The organism is Pseudomonas lactucae (genome assembly GCF_036688725.1).
In the GTDB taxonomy this organism is placed as follows: Bacteria; Pseudomonadota; Gammaproteobacteria; order Pseudomonadales; family Pseudomonadaceae; genus Aquipseudomonas; species Aquipseudomonas lactucae.
The window spans coordinates 17,391-39,630 of record NZ_JAQQPT010000021.1 but is presented as its reverse complement, the minus strand read 5'-3'; the positions used below and the strand labels follow the sequence as shown (position 1 = coordinate 39,630).

26 protein-coding genes are annotated in these 22,240 nt (G+C 62.5%); 9 read left to right on the top strand and 17 right to left on the bottom strand.

Going from position 1 to position 22,240, the window contains the following annotated elements; all coding sequences use genetic code 11:
• Positions 1 to 30 precede the first annotated feature (30 nt).
• The gene (locus tag V6M90_RS22775; RefSeq protein WP_003173412.1) at positions 31 to 585 is read left to right on the top strand and encodes a DcrB/PsbP domain-containing protein; all 555 of its coding nucleotides are present in this window, start codon (positions 31 to 33) and stop codon (positions 583 to 585) included.
• Between the two features lie 64 nt (positions 586 to 649).
• Here V6M90_RS22775 and V6M90_RS22770 read toward each other — a convergent pair whose 3' ends face one another.
• From V6M90_RS22770 to V6M90_RS22755, 4 genes are read right to left on the bottom strand one after another with little or no spacing between them, the layout of a single operon-like run.
• Entirely contained in the window at positions 650 to 1,369 is a 720-nt protein-coding gene (locus V6M90_RS22770) for an alpha/beta hydrolase (RefSeq protein ID WP_003173411.1), read from the bottom strand.
• An 11-nt stretch (positions 1,370 to 1,380) separates the two neighbouring features.
• Entirely contained in the window at positions 1,381 to 2,136 is a 756-nt protein-coding gene (cobF, locus tag V6M90_RS22765) for a precorrin-6A synthase (deacetylating) (protein WP_141065016.1), read from the bottom strand.
• 45 nt (positions 2,137 to 2,181) lie between these two features.
• Positions 2,182 to 2,736 (bottom strand): histidine phosphatase family protein, encoded by a 555-nt coding sequence (locus V6M90_RS22760; RefSeq protein ID WP_141065015.1) that lies wholly within the window; start codon positions 2,734 to 2,736, stop codon positions 2,182 to 2,184.
• Positions 2,737 to 2,789: 53 nt separating this feature from the next.
• Entirely contained in the window at positions 2,790 to 3,347 is a 558-nt protein-coding gene (locus V6M90_RS22755; RefSeq protein ID WP_332847171.1) for a DUF4865 family protein, read from the bottom strand.
• Between the two features lie 93 nt (positions 3,348 to 3,440).
• Between V6M90_RS22755 and V6M90_RS22750 the strand changes: the two genes are divergently transcribed.
• Positions 3,441 to 4,313 (top strand): LysR family transcriptional regulator, encoded by an 873-nt coding sequence (locus V6M90_RS22750; protein ID WP_003173405.1) that lies wholly within the window; start codon positions 3,441 to 3,443, stop codon positions 4,311 to 4,313.
• Positions 4,314 to 4,400: 87 nt separating this feature from the next.
• On the opposite strand, the gene V6M90_RS22745 is transcribed toward V6M90_RS22750, so the two are convergent.
• The gene (locus V6M90_RS22745; protein ID WP_003173404.1) at positions 4,401 to 5,468 is read right to left on the bottom strand and encodes an NAD(P)-dependent alcohol dehydrogenase; all 1,068 of its coding nucleotides are present in this window, start codon (positions 5,466 to 5,468) and stop codon (positions 4,401 to 4,403) included.
• 147 nt (positions 5,469 to 5,615) lie between these two features.
• On the opposite strand from V6M90_RS22745, the gene V6M90_RS22740 reads away from it, so the two are divergent.
• The 3 genes from V6M90_RS22740 (at position 5,616) to V6M90_RS22730 (ending at position 8,808) form a co-directional block, all read left to right on the top strand.
• Complete coding sequence (locus V6M90_RS22740) at positions 5,616 to 6,512, top strand: glyoxalase (protein ID WP_332847170.1); 897 nt, start codon at positions 5,616 to 5,618, stop codon at positions 6,510 to 6,512.
• Positions 6,509 to 7,900, top strand: a complete 1,392-nt coding sequence (locus V6M90_RS22735; protein ID WP_042944536.1) for an alginate export family protein — start codon at positions 6,509 to 6,511, stop codon at positions 7,898 to 7,900. The genes V6M90_RS22740 and V6M90_RS22735 overlap by 4 nt, the downstream gene beginning before the upstream one ends.
• Before the next feature lie 89 nt (positions 7,901 to 7,989).
• On the top strand, positions 7,990 to 8,808 hold the full coding sequence (locus tag V6M90_RS22730) for an alpha/beta fold hydrolase (protein ID WP_003173399.1): 819 nt from the start codon (positions 7,990 to 7,992) through the stop codon (positions 8,806 to 8,808).
• Between the two features lie 54 nt (positions 8,809 to 8,862).
• Here V6M90_RS22730 and V6M90_RS22725 read toward each other — a convergent pair whose 3' ends face one another.
• Both V6M90_RS22725 and V6M90_RS22720 read right to left on the bottom strand, forming a co-directional pair.
• Positions 8,863 to 9,249, bottom strand: coding sequence for a DoxX family protein (locus V6M90_RS22725; protein WP_332847169.1), 387 nt, complete (start codon positions 9,247 to 9,249; stop codon positions 8,863 to 8,865).
• 78 nt (positions 9,250 to 9,327) lie between these two features.
• Entirely contained in the window at positions 9,328 to 10,203 is an 876-nt protein-coding gene (locus tag V6M90_RS22720; protein WP_305429292.1) for a LysR family transcriptional regulator, read from the bottom strand.
• A gap of 108 nt (positions 10,204 to 10,311) precedes the next feature.
• Between V6M90_RS22720 and V6M90_RS22715 the strand changes: the two genes are divergently transcribed.
• Together V6M90_RS22715 and V6M90_RS22710 are read left to right on the top strand one after the other, a co-directional pair.
• Positions 10,312 to 11,538 (top strand): YbfB/YjiJ family MFS transporter, encoded by a 1,227-nt coding sequence (locus V6M90_RS22715; RefSeq protein ID WP_003173396.1) that lies wholly within the window; start codon positions 10,312 to 10,314, stop codon positions 11,536 to 11,538.
• Positions 11,535 to 12,533: an NAD(P)H-quinone oxidoreductase gene (locus V6M90_RS22710; protein WP_003173395.1), complete on the top strand. Its 999-nt coding sequence runs from the start codon at positions 11,535 to 11,537 to the stop codon at positions 12,531 to 12,533. Before V6M90_RS22715 ends, V6M90_RS22710 begins: the two co-directional genes overlap by 4 nt.
• Positions 12,534 to 12,536: 3 nt before the next feature.
• Here the strand turns inward: V6M90_RS22710 and V6M90_RS22705 are convergent, their stop codons facing one another.
• From V6M90_RS22705 to V6M90_RS22685, 5 genes are all read right to left on the bottom strand, one after another.
• Positions 12,537 to 12,830 (bottom strand): type II toxin-antitoxin system RelE/ParE family toxin, encoded by a 294-nt coding sequence (locus V6M90_RS22705; RefSeq protein WP_042944532.1) that lies wholly within the window; start codon positions 12,828 to 12,830, stop codon positions 12,537 to 12,539.
• Positions 12,818 to 13,090, bottom strand: coding sequence for a CopG family ribbon-helix-helix protein (locus V6M90_RS22700; protein WP_042944530.1), 273 nt, complete (start codon positions 13,088 to 13,090; stop codon positions 12,818 to 12,820). The genes V6M90_RS22705 and V6M90_RS22700 overlap by 13 nt, the downstream gene beginning before the upstream one ends.
• 102 nt (positions 13,091 to 13,192) lie before the next feature.
• Complete coding sequence (locus V6M90_RS22695) at positions 13,193 to 14,320, bottom strand: alkene reductase (RefSeq protein ID WP_332847168.1); 1,128 nt, start codon at positions 14,318 to 14,320, stop codon at positions 13,193 to 13,195.
• A gap of 78 nt (positions 14,321 to 14,398) precedes the next feature.
• On the bottom strand, positions 14,399 to 15,076 hold the full coding sequence (locus V6M90_RS22690) for a type 1 glutamine amidotransferase domain-containing protein (protein WP_003173391.1): 678 nt from the start codon (positions 15,074 to 15,076) through the stop codon (positions 14,399 to 14,401).
• 15 nt (positions 15,077 to 15,091) lie between these two features.
• Positions 15,092 to 15,700, bottom strand: coding sequence for a TetR/AcrR family transcriptional regulator (locus V6M90_RS22685; protein ID WP_141065005.1), 609 nt, complete (start codon positions 15,698 to 15,700; stop codon positions 15,092 to 15,094).
• Between the two features lie 171 nt (positions 15,701 to 15,871).
• Here V6M90_RS22685 and V6M90_RS22680 point away from each other — a divergent pair, with 171 nt between their 5' ends.
• A complete protein-coding gene (locus V6M90_RS22680; protein WP_003173388.1) occupies positions 15,872 to 16,816 on the top strand; it encodes a GlxA family transcriptional regulator in 945 nt (314 codons plus the stop codon).
• Here the strand turns inward: V6M90_RS22680 and V6M90_RS22675 are convergent.
• Positions 16,794 to 17,300 (bottom strand): GNAT family N-acetyltransferase, encoded by a 507-nt coding sequence (locus V6M90_RS22675; RefSeq protein WP_080547080.1) that lies wholly within the window; start codon positions 17,298 to 17,300, stop codon positions 16,794 to 16,796. The genes V6M90_RS22680 and V6M90_RS22675 overlap by 23 nt on opposite strands.
• Before the next feature lie 177 nt (positions 17,301 to 17,477).
• Between V6M90_RS22675 and V6M90_RS22670 the strand changes: the two genes are divergently transcribed.
• Positions 17,478 to 18,350, top strand: coding sequence for an undecaprenyl-diphosphate phosphatase (locus V6M90_RS22670; protein ID WP_332847167.1), 873 nt, complete (start codon positions 17,478 to 17,480; stop codon positions 18,348 to 18,350).
• Between the two features lie 318 nt (positions 18,351 to 18,668).
• Here the strand turns inward: V6M90_RS22670 and V6M90_RS22665 are convergent, their stop codons facing one another.
• The 4 genes from V6M90_RS22665 to V6M90_RS22650 are packed head-to-tail and all read right to left on the bottom strand — an operon-like array spanning position 18,669 to position 22,148.
• Positions 18,669 to 19,502: a sugar phosphate isomerase/epimerase family protein gene (locus tag V6M90_RS22665; protein WP_141065003.1), complete on the bottom strand. Its 834-nt coding sequence runs from the start codon at positions 19,500 to 19,502 to the stop codon at positions 18,669 to 18,671.
• Between the two features lie 2 nt (positions 19,503 to 19,504).
• Positions 19,505 to 20,704: an NAD(P)/FAD-dependent oxidoreductase gene (locus V6M90_RS22660; RefSeq protein ID WP_332847166.1), complete on the bottom strand. Its 1,200-nt coding sequence runs from the start codon at positions 20,702 to 20,704 to the stop codon at positions 19,505 to 19,507.
• Between the two features lie 2 nt (positions 20,705 to 20,706).
• Entirely contained in the window at positions 20,707 to 21,027 is a 321-nt protein-coding gene (locus V6M90_RS22655) for a MocE family 2Fe-2S type ferredoxin (RefSeq protein WP_003173381.1), read from the bottom strand.
• Positions 21,028 to 21,053: 26 nt separating this feature from the next.
• Positions 21,054 to 22,148 (bottom strand): fatty acid desaturase family protein, encoded by a 1,095-nt coding sequence (locus tag V6M90_RS22650; RefSeq protein ID WP_332847165.1) that lies wholly within the window; start codon positions 22,146 to 22,148, stop codon positions 21,054 to 21,056.
• Positions 22,149 to 22,240: the final 92 nt, after the last annotated feature.

Below are 22,240 nucleotides of genomic sequence, written 5' to 3'. Positions count from 1 at the left end.
CGCAATTTCGTTCATCCCCTGGAGCGCTTCATGGCCACCTTCACCAAGACCGCTGCCCTGCTGGTCCTCGCGCTGACCGCCGGCGGCGTGTTCGCCGCCGCCAAGCCGACCACCCAGACTATCTCCACCCTGGGCGGCAAGTTCACCTTCACTCTGCCCAAGGCCTATACCGCCGACACCCTGCCGGCCGGCAAGGCCGAGGACGGCACCGCCGCCACCCAAGGCACGATGTACGCCAACCAGACCACGAAAAGTGTGGTGATCGTCGCCGAAACCCTGCGCAAAGACGGAGTCAAGATCGGCGACAACGACCCGCAGTTCCTCGACGGCGCCGTGGCCGGTTTCGTCAAGGAGCAGAGCGCCGCCCTGCCCGACTTCAAGAAACTCGGCGAGAAAAAACTGACCCTCAAGGGCCTCGGCCTGCGCCAGGTGGACAGCACCGCCACCCAGGGCGGCGGCAAGACGCTCAATTCCACGTTCCTCGGTGGTTCGGGCAACCAACTGGTGGTGATCCAGGCGATCTCGCGGGCCGATGATGCGAAGGGGCATGCTGCACTGGTGAAACAAATCACGGGCAATAAGTAACCCGATCGCCCAAAGAGTGAATATCCAATGTGGGAGGGGCACCCCTCCCACATTTCAACCGTGCTCACTTTACATTCGATTCAAGCCAGGCCTTCAGGTCCTGCACTTCCGCCTCGCTGATGGTGTGCTTCATCCCTGGGTAAGCATGAAATTCCGGCTGCAACCCCAACCCCACCAACACTTCATTCGCCCGCGTCGCCGACGCATACGGCAGTGCCTGATCCAGGGTGCCGTGGCCGATAAAGATCGCCAGTTTGCCCAAGCGCTCGTCCGGCTTGAGCTCAGCCTTGAGCACCGGCAGCACGCTACCACTGAGCGCCGCAATGCCGCGCACCTGTTGCGGATCACGCAAGGCAACCTCGTAGGACATGATCGCACCCTGGCTGAAGCCCACCAGGAATACCCGGTCAGGCTGGGTGTGATACTTGGCGCTGGCTTTGCCGATAAAATCCTTGATCAGCTTGGCGCTGCTCTGCAAATCTGCGGTCACACCATCGTAATCGCCGTCACCCGGCGTCTTGGTAAACCAGCGAAAGCCATCCGGTTGCACCGGCGTCGGCGCGCGGACCGACAGGTACGTCCAGGTGGAGGGCAATGCGTCCTTGATGCCGAACAGGTCTTCCTCATTGCTGCCGAACCCGTGCAAAAAGATCACCAGCGGCTCGTTGCGCGCGTCGCTTTGGGTCTGTTCCAGGTACGCGAGTGGCAAATCGGTGTGCAACTCGGAATCAGCGTGGGCAACGCCGGCCACCAGGGCCAGCGCGAGGGCAAGGCGTTTAAACATGGGATGCGACCTCAGGGTTTGCGCAACAAATAAGTGTCCATGATCCAGCCATTGGCCAGGCGCGCGGCCTTGCGCACCCGTTGGATATCGTCAGCCACTTCGCTGACCTTGCCGCTGATCAGGATCTCGTCCGGCGTGCCCAGGTAGGCGCCCCAGTAAATATCCAGGTCCTGATCGGCCACCGTGCGGTAGGAATCTTCAGCGTCGAGCATGACCACCAGGGTATCGGCATCACTGGCCTGCCCCGCCGCCAGGCGGCGGCCGGTGGTGATCTCGACGGACTTGCCGATGCGGTTCAAGGCCACCTTATGCTGGGCGGCCAGGGCCTGCACGCTGGTGATGCCGGGGATCACTTCAAACTCAAATGCACAACGGCCACTGGCCAGGATCGCCTTAAGGATGCGGATAGTGCTGTCGTACAGCGCCGGGTCGCCCCAGGCCAGGAACGCGCCCACCTCCCCGTCGGCCATTTCCTCGTTGATCATGCGTTCGAAGGTGGCTTGCTTATCACGGTTGAGGTCCTGCACGGCGGTGGTGTAGTCGATCTCACCGCGCGCACGCTCCGGGCAATCGGCCTCGACAAAACGGTAGCCGGGCTCGGTGATATAGGTTTCACAGATCTCGCGGCGCAGGTCGATCAGTTTGTCTTTGCTCTGGCCCTTGTCCATCAGGAAAAACACGTCGGTGCGGTTCAGCGCCTTCACGGCCTGCATCGTGATGTAGTCAGGGTTGCCGGCGCCAATGCCAATGATCAGGATGCGTTTCATGGGTTGCTCTCATTGCGGGGCGTGGATTTTGCCATGTTCACGTACTCAGGCGTGAGTTTCCAGGCGCAGGCGCCATACGTCGTTGAAGCGCAATTGGGTTGCCGACAGCGGCTCGACGTCGATCCGGTAAAACATCGAGACCGGGAACTGCATGACGTACAGCAGCGCGGCGCGGATCACAAAGGGGTGGGTGATGGCCACGACATGGCCAGGCTGGGCTTCGAGGGTTTTCATCCATTGCCCGACCCGTTTGCACACCTGCTCCACGGACTCACCACCGTGCGGTGCGCACGTGCTGTCGGTACACCAGGCAGTCAATAAATCCCCCTCAAGCTCGCCGATTGCCTGGCCTTTCCAGACGCCAAGGTTGCCGTCGCGCAGGGCATGCTCGATCACCGGGTGCGCGCCGAACAACCCCGCCGTCTGTCGCGTGCGCGCTTCTGGCCCACATAGCAGGCGCGGTTCTTTCTTATAGCGACCGGCCAAGGACAATGCTGCGCCTTGCCAATCCATCACCACCGACTCGTCATCGGGAAAGCGCCCCTGTTTTTGCAGGGGCGTGACGGCGTGGCAGATGAGGGTCAAACGGGTGGCTTGCATCGTGGATCGCTGATACGCAGAGGTCGAGGCCACCAAGACTGGCGCAGTTGGCCTTATGACGCAACGCCTTGGGCCAGATAGAGCACTTGGTAACCGGTGCCCGGATGGCCAGGATCCAGAGCGTGGCTCGATAAAGTGATCCGCACCAGGCGCCATGCCTGCACGTCCAAGGCCAGGAACACCGCGAACGTGTCGCTGCTATCGGCCAACTGCCGATTGCGGCGTTTCTCTTCGACCAGCCTTGCCAACCGGTCAGCCCCCGGTTCCAGCGCCCACTCCTCGCGATACAGGCTCAACGCACTCTGCGCCGGGCCGCGCAGAACATCCAACGGCAACCAGCTCTCAATGTCGGGCCGACCAAAGCTATCGAGCACCTTCTGAAAACGCTCGCCGAGCAAGAAGTCAGCGGCCTGCAAAGGGTCGGACCACAGGTACACGGACGCATACAGATTGCTCACGCCCGGTGCCTGCCCACGCTCCTGGGCGATAAATGCCTTGAACAGCAACCCTTCGGTGCGATCCCACACTGGCCCCAATTGCGCGGCGCGGTGGCGTATCACGTCCATGTCGTAGTCGGCAGGCAAGCGGTGTGAATACTGTTTGGCAAACATGAATCAGCTCCTGTGCAGATTGAGCGTCCAGCTTGCGCAGCGGCAATGATTTCAGCAAGATATCGACCAATATAATTGCGATAAACATCCAATATGACTGACACGTCAAAACCCCTTGATATCGATACCGTCCAGGCCTTTGTGCTGGTGGCCGATTTCGCCAGTTTCACCCGTGCCGCCGAAGCCCTCGACACCTCTCAGGCGGCCATCAGTCTCAAGCTCAAGCGCCTGGAAGAACGCCTCGGTTATCGCTTGCTGGAGCGCACCCCACGACAGGTGCGGCTATCGCCTCGGGGTGAGCTTTTTATCGTGGCCGCCCGTGCCCTGCTCAATGCCCACGAACGCGCCTTGGGCGATATGGGCAGCACAGCGCCCCGTCGTCTGGTGATCGGCATCAGTGACCATGTGGCCGGACCGGACTTGCCGATCTGGCTCAGCCGCATGGCGGCCTATGACCCGCTGGTGATCCTTGAAGTGCGTATTGCCTCGTCCCGCGACCTGATGGCCGCCTTCGACCGCAATGAGCTGGACGCGGTGATCGTGCGTAACGAGGGCGACCGCCAGGACGGCGAAGTGTTAGCCGTGGAGCGCTTTGGCTGGTTCGCCGCCCCTGCCTGGCAGCACAGCCCCGGTCAGCCACTGCGCATGGCGACCATGGCCGCGCCTTGCGGTGTACGCCACTTGGCGACGCGCGCACTGGATACGGCGTGCATCGACTGGATCGAAGTGTTTGTCGGCGGCGGCGTCATGGCCGTGGGGGCCGCCGTCAGCGCCGGGCTCGGCGTGGCTGCCCTCGCCTACCGCGTGGCACCGGCAGGCGCGGTGGACGTCAGTGAGCAGTACGACTTGCCCCCGCTGCCGATGAGCGAAGTGGTGCTTTACAGCCGCATCAATGATGGCCGTTCCAAGGACACATTGCGCGCATTGAGTGCGACGTTTCGCGGCGTGCTGCGCAATCCTTCATAGCGGCGGCAATTGCGTGTGACGAAAAAAGGTGGGAGCGGCGCACCGCCGCTCCCACATTAGATCGTCAACGTTTCAGCAAGGCGTGTTTCACGCCGCCTGGCGTTCCTTTTTCAAACTCTGCATATCGATCACGAACCGATACTTCACATCGCCCTTGAGCATCCGCTCATACGCCTCGTTGATGCTCTGGATATCGATCATCTCCACGTCGGAGACGATCCCGTGTTCGGCACAGAAGTCGAGCATGTCCTGGGTCTCCTGGATGCCACCGATCAACGAACCGGCCAGGCTGCGGCGCTTGAAAATCAGGTTGAACACCGTCGGCGACGGGTGCGGGCTGTCAGGGGCGCCGACCAGGGTCATGGTGCCATCGCGCTTGAGCAGGTTGAGGAACGCATCGAGGTCATGCGGCGCGGCGACGGTGTTGAGGATGAAGTCCAGGCTGTTGGCGACGGCCGCCATTTCATCGGCATTCCTGGACACCACCACCTGGTCGGCGCCCAGGCGCAGGCCGTCTTCGCGCTTGTTCGGCGACGTGGTGAACAACGTGACGTGCGCACCCATGGCGTGGGCGATCTTCACCGCCATGTGCCCCAAGCCACCGAGGCCGACCACGCCGACCTTCTTGCCGGACCCGACCTTCCAGTGATGCAGCGGCGAATAGGTGGTGATGCCGGCGCACAGCAGCGGGGCCACGGCGGCCAGGTTGGCAGCGTCGTGGGAGATGCGCAGCACGAATTTTTCCTTGACCACGATGTTGTCCGAGTAGCCGCCGAAGGTGTTTTCACCGCCGAATACCGGGCCGTTGTAGGTGCCGGTAAAGCCGTTCTCGCAGTACTGCTCTTCGCCCTCGGCGCAGGACGCGCACTGCTGGCAACTGTCGACCATACAACCGACGCCGGCCAGGTCGCCGACTTTGAAGGCCTTCACATTGGCGCCTACCGCCGTGACGCGGCCGACGATTTCATGGCCGGGCACCGACGGGTAAAGGGTATTGCTCCACTCGTTGCGCACGGTGTGCAGGTCGGAGTGGCACACGCCGCAATAAAGAATGTCGATCTGCACATCGTCCGCCCCCGGCGCGCGGCGCTCGAAGGTAAAGGGTTTGAGTGAGTCCTTGGCGTTCTGGGCGGCATAGCTGTAAGTCTTGGCCATTTCGTTCACCTGTGTGATCTGACGTTGAAAGTCAATCGACCAGCATAGACGCTGAATCGTTCAACCGAGCACGTCCATACAATTCCCACCACGCCCCTGCCCCTAACCTCACGGCTTTCTATCCCGTAGAAGCGCTGGAGAATGGGCATGCGTAACAAAGCAATCAAGGTATCCGTGGCATTGACGCTGCTGGCGAGCGCAATGATGGGCAATGCCTTCGCGGCAACCCCGAGCGTGGCCGTGGCGCCGCAATATGACACCAGCCATGTGTATGTCGCCCCGGCGGATGTTGACCGTTTCGCCCAGAGCTTCCTCGCCACCTTTGGCGGCAAGAGCACGGCCCAGGTGGTGGTGAATGTGCTGCCGGTGCCGAGCAGCACCACTTCGCAATTGCTGCAGACGCCGGCGGGCACGGTGTCGCTGTTCGGCTTCACCACGCCGATTCCGCATCCGTTCGGCCAGGAGCGCAACGGCTATCTGGTCAAGGACATGGACGTCGCGCTCAAGGCCGCCCGCGAAAACGGCGCCGCGGTGATCGTCAGCGACTTCCCGGACCCCATCGGGCGTGACGCCGTGGTGCAATGGCCGGGCGGCGTGAACATGCAGCTCTACTGGCACACCAAGACCCCGGACTATGCGGCCTTCCAGACCGTCCCGGAAAACCGCGTGTACCTCAGCGCCGAGCGGGCCGACGCGTTTATCAAAGGGTTCGTGGGCTTCTCCCACGGCAAAGTGCTGACCGATGACAAGCATGCGCCGGGCATCGACGTGGGCCAAGCCAACGGCACCTACCGGCGTGTCGATATCGAGTCGCCGTTCGGGCGCATGGCGGTGCTGGTCACCAATGGCCAGTTGCCCTACCCCTTCGGCCACGAAACCACCGGCTACCAAGTGGCCGACCTGACCGCCACACTGGGCAAAGCCACCGGTTCCGGTGCCACAGTGCTCGTGCCGGCGTTCGACAGCAAAGGCCGTTGCAGCGCGCTGGTCGAGTTCCCCGGCGGTTACGTCGCGGAAATTCACCAACTCAACGCCGCAAAATGATGCGTCGCACAGGCTGGAGCCTGGCCGTGCTGTGGCCGCTGCTCGCCGGCGGCGTCCACGCCGACGAGCAACCGACGCGGCCGGCCATCAAGGCCAATCGCTGGCAGGAAGACTGGTCCGTACTGCAGAACCCGGCGCTGCGCACGCAAGCGCTGGACAACCTCAAGTACATCCCGTTGTCAGGCGCCAACCCGTACACCTACCTGTCGCTCGGGGCGACTTTGCGTGAACGTTTCGAGATGAACGACGCCAGTGGTTTCGGCGTGAAGGACGTGAAGCGTGATCGCTACCTGATCCAGCGTTTCCAGGTACACGCCGACCTGCATCTGAACGAACACTGGCGGGTGTTCACCCAGCTGGAAGATGTGCGGGCGTATGACAAGACCACCATCGGCGGTGCCGACCAGAACCGCGTCGACCTGCGCCTGGCCTTTGCCGAGTACGTCAACACCTTCGACAGCGGCACGTTCAAGGCACGGGCCGGACGCCAGGACTTTGCCTTCGACTTGCAGCGCTTCATCTCCTCGCGGGACGGCCCGAATGTGCGGCAGTCGTTCGATGCGCTGTGGGCGGACTGGGAGACCACGAACTGGCGCTTCATCGGCATCGCCAGCCAGCCGGTGCAGTACCAGGACGGTCGGCATTTCGACGACAAGTCCAACAGCGACGCGCGCTTTCACATGGTGCGCGTCGAGCGGCTGGTGGGGGGCAAGAACGAGCTGTCGGCCTACTACGGCGTGTATGAGCGCAGCGCCGCGCATTACCTGGATGCCGACGGCGACGAGACCCGCCACCTGTTCGACGCGCGCCTGGGCGGCGCTGCCCTGGGCTTTGACTGGGACATCGAAGCCATGCTGCAAAGTGGTTCGGTGGGCAGCAAGGATATTCGCGCCTGGGCCGGCGGCAGCCGCACCGGCTACACCTTCGACAGCCTGGCCTGGAAACCGCGTATCGGCCTGCAACTGGACATCGCCTCCGGCGACCGCAGGACCGGCGACGGCACTGTTGGCACCTTCAACCCACTGTTCCCCAACGGCTATTATTTTTCGCTGGCGGGTTACACCGGCTACAGCAACCTGATCCACGTCAAGCCGTCGATCACGGTAAAACCAATCGACAAACTCAGCGTGCAAACCGCCGTCGGCCTGTTATGGCGACAGACCACCAGCGACGCGGTGTACACCCAACCCAACCTGCCGGTGGCAGGCACCGCCGGCCAGGGCGATCGTTGGACCGGCGCCTACGCGCAACTGCGTACCGACTATGGTTTTACCCCCAACCTCACCGGCGCGGTCGAAGCGGTGCATTACGCAGTAGGGCAAACCCTGCGCAATGCCGGCGGCGCGGACAGCAACTACCTGGGTGTCGAACTCAAGTTCAGTTGGTAGCCCCAAACAAGCACACCGGTACAAGCCACGAACCGGCTTAACGGCAATAGTGACCCCGCGTTTTACCCACCTCTATCAAGGAGTTTTGCATGAGCACATTCGTTGCCAAAGACGGTACCCAGATCTACTTCAAGGACTGGGGCAGCGGCAAGCCCGTGCTGTTCAGCCACGGCTGGCCGCTGGATGCCGACATGTGGGAATACCAGATGGAATACCTGAGCAGTCGCGGCTACCGCACCATCGCGTTCGACCGCCGTGGCTTTGGCCGTTCGGACCAGCCGTGGACCGGCAACGACTACAACACCTTCGCCGACGATATCGCGCAATTGATCGAACACCTGGACCTCAAGGACGTGACTCTGGTGGGCTTCTCCATGGGCGGCGGCGACGTGTCCCGCTACATCGCGCGCCACGGCAGCGCCCGCGTTGCCGGCCTGGTGCTGCTGGGTGCGGTGACGCCGATCTTCGGCCAGACCGCGGATTACCCGCAGGGCGTGCCGGCCGAAGTATTCGCGGGTATCGAGGCGGGCCTGCTCAAGGACCGGGCGCAATTCATCTCAGACTTCAACACCCCGTTCTTCGGCCTCAACAAAGGCCAGGTGGTGTCCGAAGGCACGCTGAGCCAGACCCTGCAGATCGCGATGCTGGCTTCGCTCAAGTCGACGGTGGATTGCGTCACGGCGTTCTCCGAAACCGACTTCCGCCCGGACATGGCCAAGATCGACGTACCAACCCTGGTGATCCATGGCGACGGCGACCAGATCGTGCCGTTCGAAACCACCGGCAAGGTGGCGGCCGAGATGATCAAGGGCGCCGAGTTGAAGGTCTACAAGGACGCGCCCCACGGGTTCGCCGTGACCCACGCCCAGGCATTGAATGAAGACCTGCTGGCGTTCCTGAACCGCTGAAACAGCTGAAACACCGCTCTCCTTATTTGGCCGGGCTTGCCCGGCCCTTTTTATTCAGGCAAACCGCCCGCCCAATGTGAAGCGACCCGGCCCGGCGATCAGTACGCCGGTAAAGATGATCAGCAACAGCCAACCGAACTGCCCTTCCAACAACGTCCACTCCGGATGCACCACCAGCATGGCGATCAACAGCACCGCCAGGATCGGCAAACAGGCCAGGCGCACCAGCACCCCGGCGACGATCAACACAGGGCACAGCACCTCGGCGAAAATCGCCAGCAACAAGGTAATGTGCACACCCAAGTGAAACGGGTCTTCGATCAGCTTCAGTTGTTCGCTGTAGTTGAGCACCTTGGGCAAGCCATGCACCCACAGCAGGAACAGCGCCCCGCTCGCCCGCAGGAACAACAGCCCCAGATCCTGGTGTTTTGATTCGTTCATATGCGCTCCCTGTAGGTGGTTATCGACGTCGATTGTGTCCACCGAGGCGCATGCACGCTTGCAAGCCTGTGCTGACCTTCACTCCCCCGTGCCGGCAAACGCCGCGACGATCTCATCGATCACCGCCCGCACCCGTGCGGTGTGGCGCAGGTCGGCGTGGGTCACCAGCCATACATCGTAAGGCAACGGGCGCACACGCTCCGGCCACAGGCGCACCAGGCCGTCGCGTTCGCCGGTGTACACCGGGATCTCACCGATACCGAGCCCGGCCGCGATGGAGCGGCGCACCAACAGGCTGGAACTCAACGCCGCGACAATCCGCCCGCGCCCCAGGGGTTCGCTGACCAGGGTCAGGTCCTTGTGGGTCTGCAGGTAAGGCTGGTAGACCACCAGGTCGTGGCCGTCGAACAGGCTGCCGGGGTCGGGGACGCCGTGGCGGTCGATATAGGCCTGGGCGGCAAACAGCCCGACTGGCCAGCAGGCGATGCGCCGGGCGATCAGGTCGGGGTTGTCGGGGCGGGTATTGCGCACGGCAATGTCGGCCTCGCGCTTGGCCAGGCTGAGAATCTGCGTGGAGGCATCCAACTGCACGCGCACATCGGGGTGCTTGCCGTGCAGGCTGGCGATGGCCGGGATCAGGAAATCAATGGCCAGGGAGTCGGTGGTGCTGACCCGCACGGTGCCGGTCAGGCGATCGTCCAGGCCCTGGATCTGGCGCTCCAGATCGAGTGCCGAACGCTCCATTTTTTCCACCGAATGCAACGCGGCTTCGCCTACGGCGGTCAGCGCGTAGCCTTCGGAAGTGCGCAGGAACAAGGTTGCGCTCAAGGACTTTTCCAAGGCATTGATCCGCCGCCCGACGGTGGCCTGATCCACTCCCAGCACCCGTGCGGCACCGCGCAATGTGGATTCGCGACACACCGCCAGAAAGACCCTCGCATCATCCCAGTTCATGTCCTCTCCTGCTGCATATATGCATCATTGTGCCGTGTAATCGCTGCATTATTGCACCTTCAATCGTGGATATGCTGGGCACCAGAAAAAATCCTCAGGATCGCCATCATGCACGACACCCCACCCCGCAGCGCCGTCTGGCTGCCGATCTTCGCCGGTTTGTGCGCCAGCCTGGTCAGCATCGGCCTGGCGCGCTTCGCCTATACCCCGTTGATTCCTTCATTGATCCAGGCGCAGTGGTTTTCCGCCAGCGACGTGGTGTACCTCGGCGCCGCCAACCTGGTCGGTTACCTGATCGGCGCACTGATCGGTCGCCCCATCGCCCGGCGCACCTCCAACAAGAACGCCCTGCGCCTGATGATGGTCGCGGTGACCCTGGCATTCTTTGCCTGTGGCTTCCCTTTGTCGGTGGCCTGGTTCTTCGGCTGGCGCCTGCTGTCGGGCATCGCCGGCGGCGCGATCATGGTGCTGGTGGCCGCCACCGTGCTGCCCCATGTCCCCGCTGCGCGCAGAGGCCTGGCCAGTGGTGCGATTTTCCTGGGCATCGGCTTGGGCATCGCCGGTTCGGGCACGCTGGTGCCGCCGTTGTTGAGCCTTGGCCTGCAGCAAACCTGGTTCGGCCTGGGCCTGCTGGCCGTAGTGCTGACGGCCGCCAGCTGGTTTGCCTGGCCTGGCGGCACGCTGCATGAAGCGCCCGCGCAGGCCGACGCGGGGTCGCCAACCCCGGCGGGCGTATACCTGCTGTTTGCCCAGTACGCGTTCATGGCCGCGGGCCTGGTGCCGGCGATGGTGTTCCTGGTGGACTATGTGGCCAGGGGCCTCGGTGCCGGGGCGCATGTGGGGGCGATGATCTGGGTGATGTACGGCCTGGGTTCGATTGCGGGGCCGGTGACCTACGGGTTTCTGGCGGACAAACTCGGCGCTCGCTTGAGTATCCGCCTGGTGCTGGTGGTGCAGGCCATCGCGGTGGGCGCGTTGTCGGTGTCGAGTCACTTAATGGCACTCGCCGCACTGGCGGTGATCCTCGGCTCGTTCCCGCCGGGCATCGTGCCGTTGGCGCTGGCACGGGTGCACGAGTTGATCTCCAACCATCACCAGCAACAAGTGGCCTGGAGCCGCGCGACCGTATCCTTTGCCACGTTCCAGGCGATTGCAGGCTTCGCCTATTCGGCGCTGTTCAATCTCAGTGGCGGTCAGCATGCTGTATTGTTCGTGATCGCCGCCGCGGCGATCGTGGTCGCGCTGGCCTTGGAACTGGGCATGCTCCTGCTGAACCGCCGGCCGCTCGATGCGGTCCCAACCCATACGCTCATCGCTGCAGGTACTCTCAAATGACGCTTCCCAAAGACATGACCCTGATTGAAATCACCGCTCCCGGCGGCCCTGAAGTGCTGCAACCGCGCCAGGTCGATGTACCCGTGGCCGGCCCCGGCGAGATCCTGATTCGCGTGCACGCCGCCGGGGTCAACCGCCCCGACGCGCTGCAACGCGCCGGCAAGTACCCGCTCAAACCCGGCATGAGCCCGTATCCTGGCCTTGAAGTGGCCGGTGAAGTGGTGGCGCTGGGCGACGGCGTGTCAACGTTCAACCTGGGTGACAAGGTGTGCGCGCTGACCAACGGCGGCGGTTACGCACAGTACTGCGCCGTCCCCGCCGGCCAAGCCCTGCCGATCCCCGAGGGCATGGACTGGATCCAGGCCGCCGCCGTGCCCGAAACCTTCTTTACCGTATGGGCCAACCTGTTCGGCCTCGGTGACGCACACACCGGCCAGCGCGTGCTGATCCACGGCGGCACCAGTGGCATCGGCACCACCGCGCTGATGCTGTGCCGCGAGTTCGGCATCCAGGCTTTCGCCACCGCCGGCAGTGCCGACAAATGCGCAGCCATTGCCACGTTGGGTGGCGAACCGATCAATTACCGCGAGCAAGATTTCGCCCAGGTGATCGCCGAGCAGACCCACGACCAAGGCGTGGATGTGATCCTCGACATCATGGGTGGCTCCTACCTCAACAACAACCTCAAGGCCCTGGCCATGGACGGGCATCTGGTGATACTGGGTTTCCTCGGCGGCGCAAGGGCCAATGATGTCGACCTGCTGACCATCCTCGGCAAGCGCGCGGTAATCACAGGCTCACTGCTGCGTCCGCGCACCGGCGAAGAGAAAGCGGCGATTGCCGAACAGCTGCGCGAGTACATCTGGCCGGTGCTGGCGGCGGGTCGCTGCCTGCCGATCATCGACAAGGTGTACGACTACACCGACGCCGCCCAGGCTCATGCGCGGATGGAGGGTGGGGATCATATCGGCAAGATTGTGTTGCGAGTGGTGTGATAGTCAGTATCCCGCTTTTCTCTGATGCCGGAAGGCCAACACATAAACGGCCGACTCGGAAGGGTTGAAGCGGTATAACGCTACGTAGCCTGCATCGCCAAAGGCGATAACAAGTTCGCGTAATTCGGGTAACTGATCAAAGGGCCGGCCAATATTGGGGTCAGCTTCCAGGCGCACCAACTGGTTACTTATGACCTGAGCGGCTCTGCGTGCCACCTGCCGGTCCTTTTCCACTAGAAAACGCCGGCAGCGTTCCAGGCCGGCCAGCGCCGTTGCCGTCATAATCAGTCGTGGCACTTGGGCTGCTCCGACTCTTGCTCGGTTCCCCACGTATCAAGCCACGCTCTGGTCTCGGCACCAGTCAAGTGCTGGCCTGTTTCCTGATAGTTTTTCCAGGACGACAATGCCTCCTGTTTGAAGCTTTCACGTGCTTCTTCTTTTTCAACATACTGGGAGAGCGCTTCTCGCATGATCCAATGAGCGGTGCGCTGGCGGGCAACGGCCAACTGCTGGATGCGATGTTTCAAATCATCATCGATTTTTATAGACGTGGCCATGATACGAACCCTCGATTATCAAAAGGTATTACCTTTTAATAAGGTAGCAATCGCATCCTGGCCTGTCCATTTGACCGCCGAGACCCGACGAAGGGAACTCGCCTAAGGACGGGCATACGCAGGATAGTCGGTATACCCCACCTCACTCCCACCATACATTCCCTCTTCGCGCAGCGGGTTCAACGGCCAGCCATTGAACAGCCGCTGCGGCAGGTCCGGGTTGGCAATGAACGGCCGCCCGAACGCGATCAAGTCCGCCAGCCCCGCGTCCACCAGTTTGGCGCCGCGCTCGGCGGTGTAACGCCCGGCATAGATGATGCGCCCACTGAAGGTGCTGCGCACGGCTTCACGGAAGCTGTCGGGCAACACGGGAGCGTTGTCCCAGTCGGCCTCGGCGATGGAGACATAGGCGATGCCCGACGCTTCCAGCACCTTGATCGCTTCGATATAGGTGTGGTGCGGATCTTCTTCCACCAGGCCAATGTAGACGCGGTCCTCGTCGGTGCCGCTGAACAACGGTGAAAAGCGCACGCCGAGGCGTTCCGGCCCGACCACCTTGCATACCGCCTCGACGATCTCGCGCAGAAAGCGCAGGCGGTTGTCCAGGGAGCCGCCGTATTCATCGTCACGGGTGTTGGAGTGGGCCGAGATGAACTGGTTGACCAGGTAACCGTTGGCCGCGTGGATTTCGACCCCGTCGAACCCGGCGTCCAGCGCATTGCGCGCGGCCTGGGCGTAAAACCCGACCAACTCTTCGATCTCCAGCGCGGCCAAGGCACGCGGTACCGGAGGCTGCATCAACGCACCGGCGCCAGGCGCAGTTTCGATAAAGGCCTTGGCCTGCAACGCCTGCAATGCAGAAGGCGCCACCGGCGCGGCGCCGCCGGGCTGCAAGGCGTTATGCGACACCCGCCCCACATGCCACAGCTGGGCGAAGATCACCCCACCCTCGGCATGCACCGCATCGGTGACCTTGCGCCAGCCATCGATCTGCGCCGGGGCGTAGATGCCCGGTGTCCACGCATAACCCTGGCCACGCGGCTCGATCTGCGTGCCCTCGCTGACCATGAAACCTGCGCCGGCGCGCTGGCGGTAATACTCGGCCATCAGTTCGGTGGCGATATCACCGGGTTGGGCACTGCGCTGACGGGTCAACGGTGGCAACACCACGCGGTTGTTCAGGGTGTGGTGGCCCAGTTTTATCGGGGTATTCAAAATGCGGTCATTCATGGGGATATACCAAATTCAGGGCGAGCAAAAGCATTGGCGACTCTTGAGAGTCGCCAATGAATGGAGCGGTCAGTTAATTCAAGCGGTGAGTTTCAGCAGGGCCTTGGCCGCCTCGCTGGAGCTGCCGGGGTTCTGCCCGGTGACCAACGAACCATCGACGATCACGAAGGACTGCCAGTCGGCGCCCTTCTCATACTTGCCGCCCAACTGCTTGAATTCATCTTCAATCAGGAACGGCACCACCTGCGTCAGGCCGACAGCTTCTTCTTCCGAATTGGAGAACCCGGTGACGCGGCGGCCCTTGATCAACGGCTCACCGTTGATCGCCTTGACGTGACGCAAGGCGCCCGGCGCATGGCAGACAAAACCAACCGGCTTGCCGGCCCGTTCGAAGGCCTCGATCAGCGCGATGGACACCGGCGACTCCGCCAGGTCCCACAGCGGGCCGTGGCCGCCTGGGTAGAACACAGTGTCGAAGTCATCAGCGTTGACTGTGTCCAGCTTCACCGTGGTGGCCAGCGCCTGCTGGGCGGCCGGGTCCTTGCCAAAGCGCTCAGTCTGCTCGGTTTGCGCATCCGGCTCATCGCTCTTGGGGTCCAACGGCGGCTGGCCACCGGCCGGGGATGCCAGGACAACCTCGGCACCGGCGTCCTTGAACGCGTAATAGGGTGCGGCAAACTCTTCGAGCCAGAAGCCGGTCTTGCGCCCGGTATCGCCAAGCTGGTCGTGAGAGGTCAGTACCATTAATACTTTCATGTTCCAGTGCCTCGATCAGTGAATGTCAGTGTATTCAGGTTGACCCAACAGCTGTCGGGTCAGTCGCAGCGCCTCATCGAAAGGCGCGGACGTGCGGGTGATCTTGCTCATCACACTGGCGCCCAGCCATAACGCGTAGAGCTGAGGGGCCAGGGTGTGCGGGCCGTGCTCCAGCACCAGGGAGCCATCTTCAACGCCGCGCCGCAGGGACGTGGCGAGTAATTCGATGGTGCGTGACGTACCGCGCTGCAGCGCCAGGCGCATCGGCTCTGAAAGGTCAGACACCTCCGCCCCCAATTTGACGGCAAGGCATTTGCCCGCGTCGGTGCAGCCGGTCTGGTTGTCGGTCCAGGCTTGCCAATAGCGCATCAATTTGGCGCAGTGGCTCAGGCCCGGCGCGTCGAACAGTTGCTGCATGCCGTGCAGGTAGTTGTCGAAGTAGGTGTCGAGCAACACCACGCCGAACGCATCCTTGGAGCTGAAGTAGTGATAGAACGAACCCTTGGGCACCTCGGCGGCTTGAAGTATTTCGTTCAGGCCCACCGCAGAAAACCCCTTGCGGCCGACAAGGACTTGGGCCGTGTCGAGAATGGTCTGCCGTGCACTTTTGGTTTCGCTGTTCATGTTTCACCTGTCCGATTAGACCAGTCGTCTAGTTCGTTGAGGGAATCTTAGGGGCCGCGCCAAACGCTCACAATGTCAGATGCGCAAGGATTCCGGACACGCTCCGAAGTCGGTTGCCGTTTACCCGGCACCCGCCGACAATCCCCTCTCCCGCCGCCTTGGAGAATGACGATGCACAGCGTTGCGCTGATGGTTTACCCGAACTTTCAATCCCTGAGCCTCAGCCTGGGTTCGGTGTTCGAGTGCGCGAACCTGCTGCGCGGCGAGCCGGCCTATGAGTTTCACCTGGTGTCGGAAAGCGGCGGCGCGGTGATGACCTCCCAGGGTTTTTCGGTAAACACCTCAGTGGTTCGGGCCGAGGGCTATGACACGCTGATCGTCAGCGGCTACCTGGAGTTTCGCCTGCCGGACGCCAACCTGCTGGAACTGGTCAAGGCCGCCTCGGCCCAATCGCGCCGGGTCGCCTCGCTGTGCATGGGCATCTTTGTACTGGCCGAAGCCGGGTTGCTGGAAGGCAAGCGCACCACCACCCATTGGATTCACGCCCCGGCGTTCCGCAAGCGCTACCCGGCCATCCGCCTGGAAGAAGACAAACTGTTCGTGGTGGACGGCCAGGTGTGGACCGGCGCGGGCATGAGCGCCGGTGTCGATCTGGCGCTGGCCATGGTGGAGAACGACCTGGGCAGCGATTTGGCCCGGCGCATTGCGCGCAAACTGGTGATCGCCCAGCGCCGGGGCAGCGAGCAGTCGCAATTGTCGGCGTTGCTGGAACTGGACCCCAAGTCCGACCGCGTGCAACTGGCCCTGGCCTACGCCCGCGAGAACCTGACGCACGACCTGTCGGTGGAAGCCCTGGCCGATGTCGCGCGGCTGAGCCCGCGCCAGTTCAGCCGGGTGTTCCGCGAAGAAACCGGGCAAACCCCGGCCAAGGCCATCGAAGCCCTGCGCGTGGAAGCCGCACGGGCGATGATGGAAACCAGCCGTCATCCGGTGGAAGTGGTGGCTCGCGAAACCGGCTTTGGCGACCGCGAACGCATGCGCCAGGCGTTTCTACGCGCATTCGGGCAACCGCCGCAGGCGATGCAGCAGGCGTTTAATGCAGCGCCGCACGCGTGATCAGGTAACTCACCAACTGCGGCTCATCCTCAAGTTCAATCGTCTGCACCGGGCGCGGCAGGTTATCCAGTACCGTGCGCCAGAACGCCTGGGACACTTCGTCCTGATCATAAAAGCGCACCAGCCAATTGGCCTCGCCGCTGCACAGCACCTGGGTGGCGATGGCCCGGCCAATGCCTTTGCGGCGGTAGCGCTTGAGGATGAACAGGTCGGCCAGCTCCAGCGCGTCGATACCCGGCACCTCGCTGTCCTCGATCAACAGGAAGCCGGCGATAAAGCCATCCACCAGCAGCAGATTGGCGCTCCAGCGCGGGTCTTGCCAGTAGCGGGCCAGGTGTTCGTCGTGGATGTAGAAGCGGCCGTCGGCCTCGACATCTTCCTGCTCCCAGTCCGAGGACTCATAGGCGTAATACTGGTAAAGGTTGCGGATCAGTTGGGCCTCTTCAGGACCGGTCTGAATCAGTTCGACAGTGGTTTCAGGCATGGGGCTCTCAGTGAAAAAACGCAGGGCGCCATTGTTCACAAATCGCCGGAACAGTCCAATACAGCGGCGAACCTTTCTATTGGCTGAACCGATTGCAAATAGCCGCGCGCCCTTGCCGAAGCGCTGAAACATTTCGAATAGACTTCGCCAAAATCCCCTTTCTCAAGGACACCTATTTTGACGAACGTCTGTTCCGCCGGCCTGGATGTGGGCTTTGCGTCCCTGGATTACCTGCAGATCTTCATCCTGGGAGTGATCCAGGGCATTACCGAATTGCTGCCGGTGTCCTCCACCGCCCATATGCGTGTGGTCCCCGCCCTGCTCGGCTGGCAAGACCCCGGCTCGGCGTTTTCGGCGGCGATGCAATTGGCGGCGCTGGCGGCGGTGGTGAGTTATTTCTGGCGCGATGTTCGCCAGGTGACCACGGGCAGCATCGGCGCGGTGCGCCGGGGTGACTATAACGACCGCTGGTTCAGGCTGGCGGTGGCGATCGTGCTGGCGACGATACCGATCTGCATCGCCGGCCTGGTGCTGTCTTCGACCTTGAACGCGTGCAACTCGCCGTTGCGCGGGCTGATGGTGATTGGCATTGCCTGCCTGGTGATGGCGGTATTGCTGGCGGCGGCCGAGTTGCGTGCGCGGCATACCCGCGAGGTGGGCCAGATGCGCCTGCGCGATGCATTGATCGTGGGTATCGCGCAGATTGGCGCGTTGATTCCTGGCGTATCACGTTCCGGCTCAACCTTGACCGCCGCGCTGTTCCTGAACTTCAAGCGCGAAGAAGCCGCACGTTTTTCGTTCCTGCTGGGGTTGCCCGCCATCGCGCTTGCCGGTTTGAAAGAGCTGTGGGTGCTGCTGCACGCCGACCTGCCGCCCCACGCCTGGCCGCATCTGCTGTTCGGGCTGGTGGTGGCCAGCATCTCGGCGTTCTTTGCGATCTGGGGCCTGATGAAGTTTCTGGAGCGCTTTTCCACCTGGCCGTTCGTGATCTACCGGGCGCTGTTGGGGGTGTTTCTGATTGTGGCGGTGAGCACCGGGTTATTGAGTTGAGTCTGTCTGTATAGCTTCGTCCACCATGTCTCCGGTCCGTACAGCGCTCTTCCAAAAGTGACACGCTGTAAAAGCGGAACCATAAGCGGCCGTTACCGCAGGAATGGATATGTACTCGGTCGAATCCAACATTCTGGTCGGCTGTCAGACCGCCATCGGGGGGCAAGTCGAATCGTCGCACCGCCACTCCCACATTTGGATCGCAGGGCATTAGGTAGATATGTACCAGCTGCTCGGTCGTCACGGGAGCAAGCTCCCTCGCCACAGGTTCAAGTCGCATCCGAGATGTGTAAATACCTACGCCCCGATTGCGCTCCATCAGCTCTTCGAGGCGACCAGCACGCAATCGCCCCAAACCTGGCGAATCAGTGCTTTCATCTTCAGCGCCTCAGCCCAGCGATCACTGATCTCGCGCCCATCCGCGCCGGTAATCGCATAAGGCGGCGGACCGAGTTCGCAGGTGAACGACAAACTCTGCGGCGTATCGGCGCGGGCCAGCCAGTCTTCGATCCCATAGCGCCACCAGCCGGTGAAGCGCTCGACCCAGGCGCGATGCTGGGGAAATTCCAGCGATACCTGCACCTGCTCGCAGCTGGCGACGCGGCCATGAAAACCCCAGCTGTGCCGCAGGATCGTGCGGATCTGCTCATCGTCCTCGACTGCGCCCGGCTCGGGCAGTTCGCGCCCGACCACGTAGTGGGACAGGTCGGCCAGCAATTTCAAATCGGGCATCTGCGCCAGCAGGTCGAGGGTGAACAGCAGATCATTGGTCAGGCGATAACGGTGGGTTTCCAGCAGCACCGGAAAGTCCACCTGCTCGGCCAGGCGTTGCCAGCCTTCGATCAGCCGGGCCGCTTCGACCTGGGTACGCGGGCGCACGTCGGCTTGCAGGGTGAGGTGGTGGCAGCCATAGCCGTTGATCACATCCAGCGCGGCGGCCAGGTCGTCCACCGATTGCGGGAACAACTGCCCTTCGACCTGCAAGCCCCTGGCCGAGGCGGCGGCGTGCAGGCGCGCCACCTCGGTGGGCCGCCAATAGTGATCGGTGATGCCGTCGAATCCGGCCTCGGCAATTCGATCCAGCTGCGCGTCAAGCGTGCCGGGTTCGGTTTGCATGGCCCACAGCGATTGGAATACCAGGAATTGGCGCATCGTCAGCCTCGCAGCAACTGTTTAAGGGACAGCTCAGGATCGGCCAGGCCGGCCGGGTCGAGCGGGATATGGGCACTGATCAGGCGTTCGCACAACTTGATGTCCTTGGCCACGCTGTTGCCCGGCCCCCAGCCGCAGGCGCCTTGCAAATGGCCCTCTGCATCGAGGTAGAACAGCAGCAGGCCGCCTGCCGGCAGTACGCGACTGACTGTCGCGGCGCTCATCACACCCACCGTCTGCAAGCCCCAATCGTACTGGTCGGACCAGAAACCGGGGATTGCGTCAAAAGCCACCTCACGCCCCAACAGATTCAACGCCGCATGCCGCCCCTGCGCCTCGGCGTTGCGCCAGGTTTCCTGGCGTTGATACTCACCCGCCAGGCGAAACTCGCAGACATCGCCAGCCGCATAGATGTTCGGCGCGCTGGTCCGCAGGTACGCGTCCACGCGAATGCCCTGCCCGACCTCCAATCCTGCGTTGGCGGCCAGTTCGAGATTGGGTTGCATGCCGATGCCCACCACCACCAGGTCACAGGGCAGCACCTGCCCGTCAACCAATTGCACGGCGTCGTCATGGATGGTTTCCACTGCCACGTTCAACCGAACATCGACCCCTTGACCGCGGTGCAGATCCAACAGCGCCTGGCTGATCACCGGCGGCAATACCCGACCCGCCAGACGCGGCCCGGCTTCGAGCACGCTGACCTCACAGCCCAGGCTTCGGGCCGTGGCGGCGACCTCAAGACCGATAAACCCACCGCCGACAATCACCAGCCGCGCGCCGGGACGCAAGGCACTGCGCAGGGCCACGGCTTCATCATGGGTACGCAGGTAAAGCAGGTTGCCTTGCGCTTGAGGCAAACGCCGCGCCCGGCCGCCAGTGGCCAGCAGCAAACCGGCATAGCCCAGCCATTGGCCATCGGCGAGTTGCAGCCGCTGTTGCTGTGGCTGCAAACAGGTCACCGGGTTACCGGCGATATGTTCGATATTCAACTCAGCCATCCGTGCGCTGTCGCACAGGCTGCACGCCGTCAGGTCCGTGGTGCCCTGCAGCAACCCCTTGGACAGCGGCGGCCGCTCATAGGGCAGGTGCGGTTCGTCGCCGATCAGCACCAGGCGCCCGGTGTACCCTTCTTCGCGCAGGGTCAACGCCGCACGGCCACCGGCATGGCCGGCGCCGACGATGATCAGAGCGTCGCTCATCATCACGCCGTGACAGCGAGTAAAACCCGCCCCGCTTCGACCCGCACCGGGTAGGTCTTGAGATTGACGCACACTGGCGCGCCGAGGGCCTTGCCCGAGCGATAATCGAAACGCCCGTTGTGCTTGGGGCATTCGACCACATGGTCCATCACCAGGCCGTCGGCGAGGTGGATTTTCTCGTGGGTGCACAGGCCAGCGGTGGCAAAAAATTCATTGTCGGCCGAACGGAACACCGCATAGGTGTGGGCACCGTGATCGAAGCGCAGCACGTCTTCCTCGTCTATTTCGCCCACGGCGCAGACGTCGATCCATTGATCGTTCATGGTGTTATCTCTTGTTTTAAGGAGGATTAGCTAACAGCAGCTTCTGCATGTGCCGGGGCATTGGCAGCCGGTTCCGCCTGGGAGCGAATCGGCCGCTGCACGAAATACGTCGGGTCGCTGCGCTGCTTCCAGAGCGTCGGGATGATCTCTTGGTAAGCCTTGAACAGATTGGCGTACGGCGGCGGGCAGTCGCCGCGGATCTCTTCGTGCAATTGCGCCAGGGCGTGGTACGGCACCATTGGGTACATGTGGTGCTCAAGGTGGTAGTTCATGTTCATGTAGATAAAGCGCAGCACGCGGTTCATGTAGATGGTGCGGCAGTTGCTGCGGTGGTCGAGCACGTCTTCGGCCAGGCCCACGTGCTGGGTCAGACCAAATATGTAGCCGAGCCAGGCGCCATAAATACTCGGCAGGCCCACCAGCATCAGCGGCAGCCAGCTGTGCAGGTACAACGCCGTGCCGATGAGCACCGCATAAAGACCCACCCAGATCCGCGCGGCGCGGAACACCTTGGGCCACTCCGATTCAGGGATAAAGTCCTGCTCCTGGGCACTCATCCGCCCGACCGCATGGCGTGCCACGCCGCTGAAGGTTTTCCAGGCCAGGGGCAAATTGAACAGGCTGAGAAACATCATCCACGGGCTCGGCGGACGCGGCTCGACAATCTCCGGATCACGCCCGACGACGATGGTGTCGGTGTGGTGGCGGGCATGGCTCCAGCGCCACACATGGGGTTCGAAGATGCACATGAAGCACGCGACCTGGTACAGCACGTCATTCATCCAACGGGTCTTGAACGCAGTGCCGTGGCCGGTCTCGTGCCAGCGCGGGTTGGAAGCGGTGCCGTAGAGCACACCGTAAACGATAAAGAAGGGCACGCAGGCCCACGAGCCCCAGAACCAGTAACCACCAAAACCGGTGGCCAACAGCGCAGCCACCCATATGGCCGTGTCGAGCAACGCGGGTCCGTCGCGGCGCTGCATCAGTTCTTTCATGCGTTTACGGGAAATCGGCGATTGATACCAACTGGCCGAGACCAGGCCTTTTTCAGCCGCGCGGGCAGCTTCGGGGCCAGTGAGGCTGTAGTCGCGCCGGGCGGTTTGGGCGGTGTGTTCAGGCATTGTTATTGTTCTCCGCAAGCGAAAAGTTTCAGATGCTTTGCGAGACCAACCATAGAGTGCGGCCAAATCCCTCTCAAGGCCTTGAATCCATT

Bases quoted from the DNA above. Each gene is read 5' to 3' on its own strand.
- V6M90_RS22690 (WP_003173391.1), bottom strand. From the start codon at position 15,076: ATGAAAGTATTAATGGTACTGACCTCTCACGACCAGCTTGGCGATACC.
- V6M90_RS22760 (WP_141065015.1), bottom strand. From the start codon at position 2,736: ATGCAAGCCACCCGTTTGACCCTCATCTGCCACGCCGTCACGCCCCTG.
- V6M90_RS22660 (WP_332847166.1), bottom strand. From the start codon at position 20,704: ATGAGCGACGCTCTGATCATCGTCGGCGCCGGCCATGCCGGTGGCCGT.
- V6M90_RS22715 (WP_003173396.1), top strand. From the start codon at position 10,312: ATGCACGACACCCCACCCCGCAGCGCCGTCTGGCTGCCGATCTTCGCC.
- V6M90_RS22655 (WP_003173381.1), bottom strand. From the start codon at position 21,027: ATGAACGATCAATGGATCGACGTCTGCGCCGTGGGCGAAATAGACGAG.
- V6M90_RS22685 (WP_141065005.1), bottom strand. From the start codon at position 15,700: ATGAACAGCGAAACCAAAAGTGCACGGCAGACCATTCTCGACACGGCC.
- V6M90_RS22730 (WP_003173399.1), top strand. From the start codon at position 7,990: ATGAGCACATTCGTTGCCAAAGACGGTACCCAGATCTACTTCAAGGAC.
- V6M90_RS22680 (WP_003173388.1), top strand. From the start codon at position 15,872: ATGCACAGCGTTGCGCTGATGGTTTACCCGAACTTTCAATCCCTGAGC.
- V6M90_RS22725 (WP_332847169.1), bottom strand. From the start codon at position 9,249: ATGAACGAATCAAAACACCAGGATCTGGGGCTGTTGTTCCTGCGGGCG.
- V6M90_RS22745 (WP_003173404.1), bottom strand. From the start codon at position 5,468: ATGGCCAAGACTTACAGCTATGCCGCCCAGAACGCCAAGGACTCACTC.
- V6M90_RS22675 (WP_080547080.1), bottom strand. From the start codon at position 17,300: ATGCCTGAAACCACTGTCGAACTGATTCAGACCGGTCCTGAAGAGGCC.
- V6M90_RS22775 (WP_003173412.1), top strand. From the start codon at position 31: ATGGCCACCTTCACCAAGACCGCTGCCCTGCTGGTCCTCGCGCTGACC.
- cobF (WP_141065016.1), bottom strand. From the start codon at position 2,136: ATGAAACGCATCCTGATCATTGGCATTGGCGCCGGCAACCCTGACTAC.
- V6M90_RS22750 (WP_003173405.1), top strand. From the start codon at position 3,441: ATGACTGACACGTCAAAACCCCTTGATATCGATACCGTCCAGGCCTTT.
- V6M90_RS22650 (WP_332847165.1), bottom strand. From the start codon at position 22,148: ATGCCTGAACACACCGCCCAAACCGCCCGGCGCGACTACAGCCTCACT.
- V6M90_RS22720 (WP_305429292.1), bottom strand. From the start codon at position 10,203: ATGAACTGGGATGATGCGAGGGTCTTTCTGGCGGTGTGTCGCGAATCC.
- V6M90_RS22700 (WP_042944530.1), bottom strand. From the start codon at position 13,090: ATGGCCACGTCTATAAAAATCGATGATGATTTGAAACATCGCATCCAG.
- V6M90_RS22665 (WP_141065003.1), bottom strand. From the start codon at position 19,502: ATGCGCCAATTCCTGGTATTCCAATCGCTGTGGGCCATGCAAACCGAA.
- V6M90_RS22770 (WP_003173411.1), bottom strand. From the start codon at position 1,369: ATGTTTAAACGCCTTGCCCTCGCGCTGGCCCTGGTGGCCGGCGTTGCC.
- V6M90_RS22740 (WP_332847170.1), top strand. From the start codon at position 5,616: ATGCGTAACAAAGCAATCAAGGTATCCGTGGCATTGACGCTGCTGGCG.
- V6M90_RS22755 (WP_332847171.1), bottom strand. From the start codon at position 3,347: ATGTTTGCCAAACAGTATTCACACCGCTTGCCTGCCGACTACGACATG.
- V6M90_RS22735 (WP_042944536.1), top strand. From the start codon at position 6,509: ATGATGCGTCGCACAGGCTGGAGCCTGGCCGTGCTGTGGCCGCTGCTC.
- V6M90_RS22710 (WP_003173395.1), top strand. From the start codon at position 11,535: ATGACGCTTCCCAAAGACATGACCCTGATTGAAATCACCGCTCCCGGC.
- V6M90_RS22695 (WP_332847168.1), bottom strand. From the start codon at position 14,320: ATGAATGACCGCATTTTGAATACCCCGATAAAACTGGGCCACCACACC.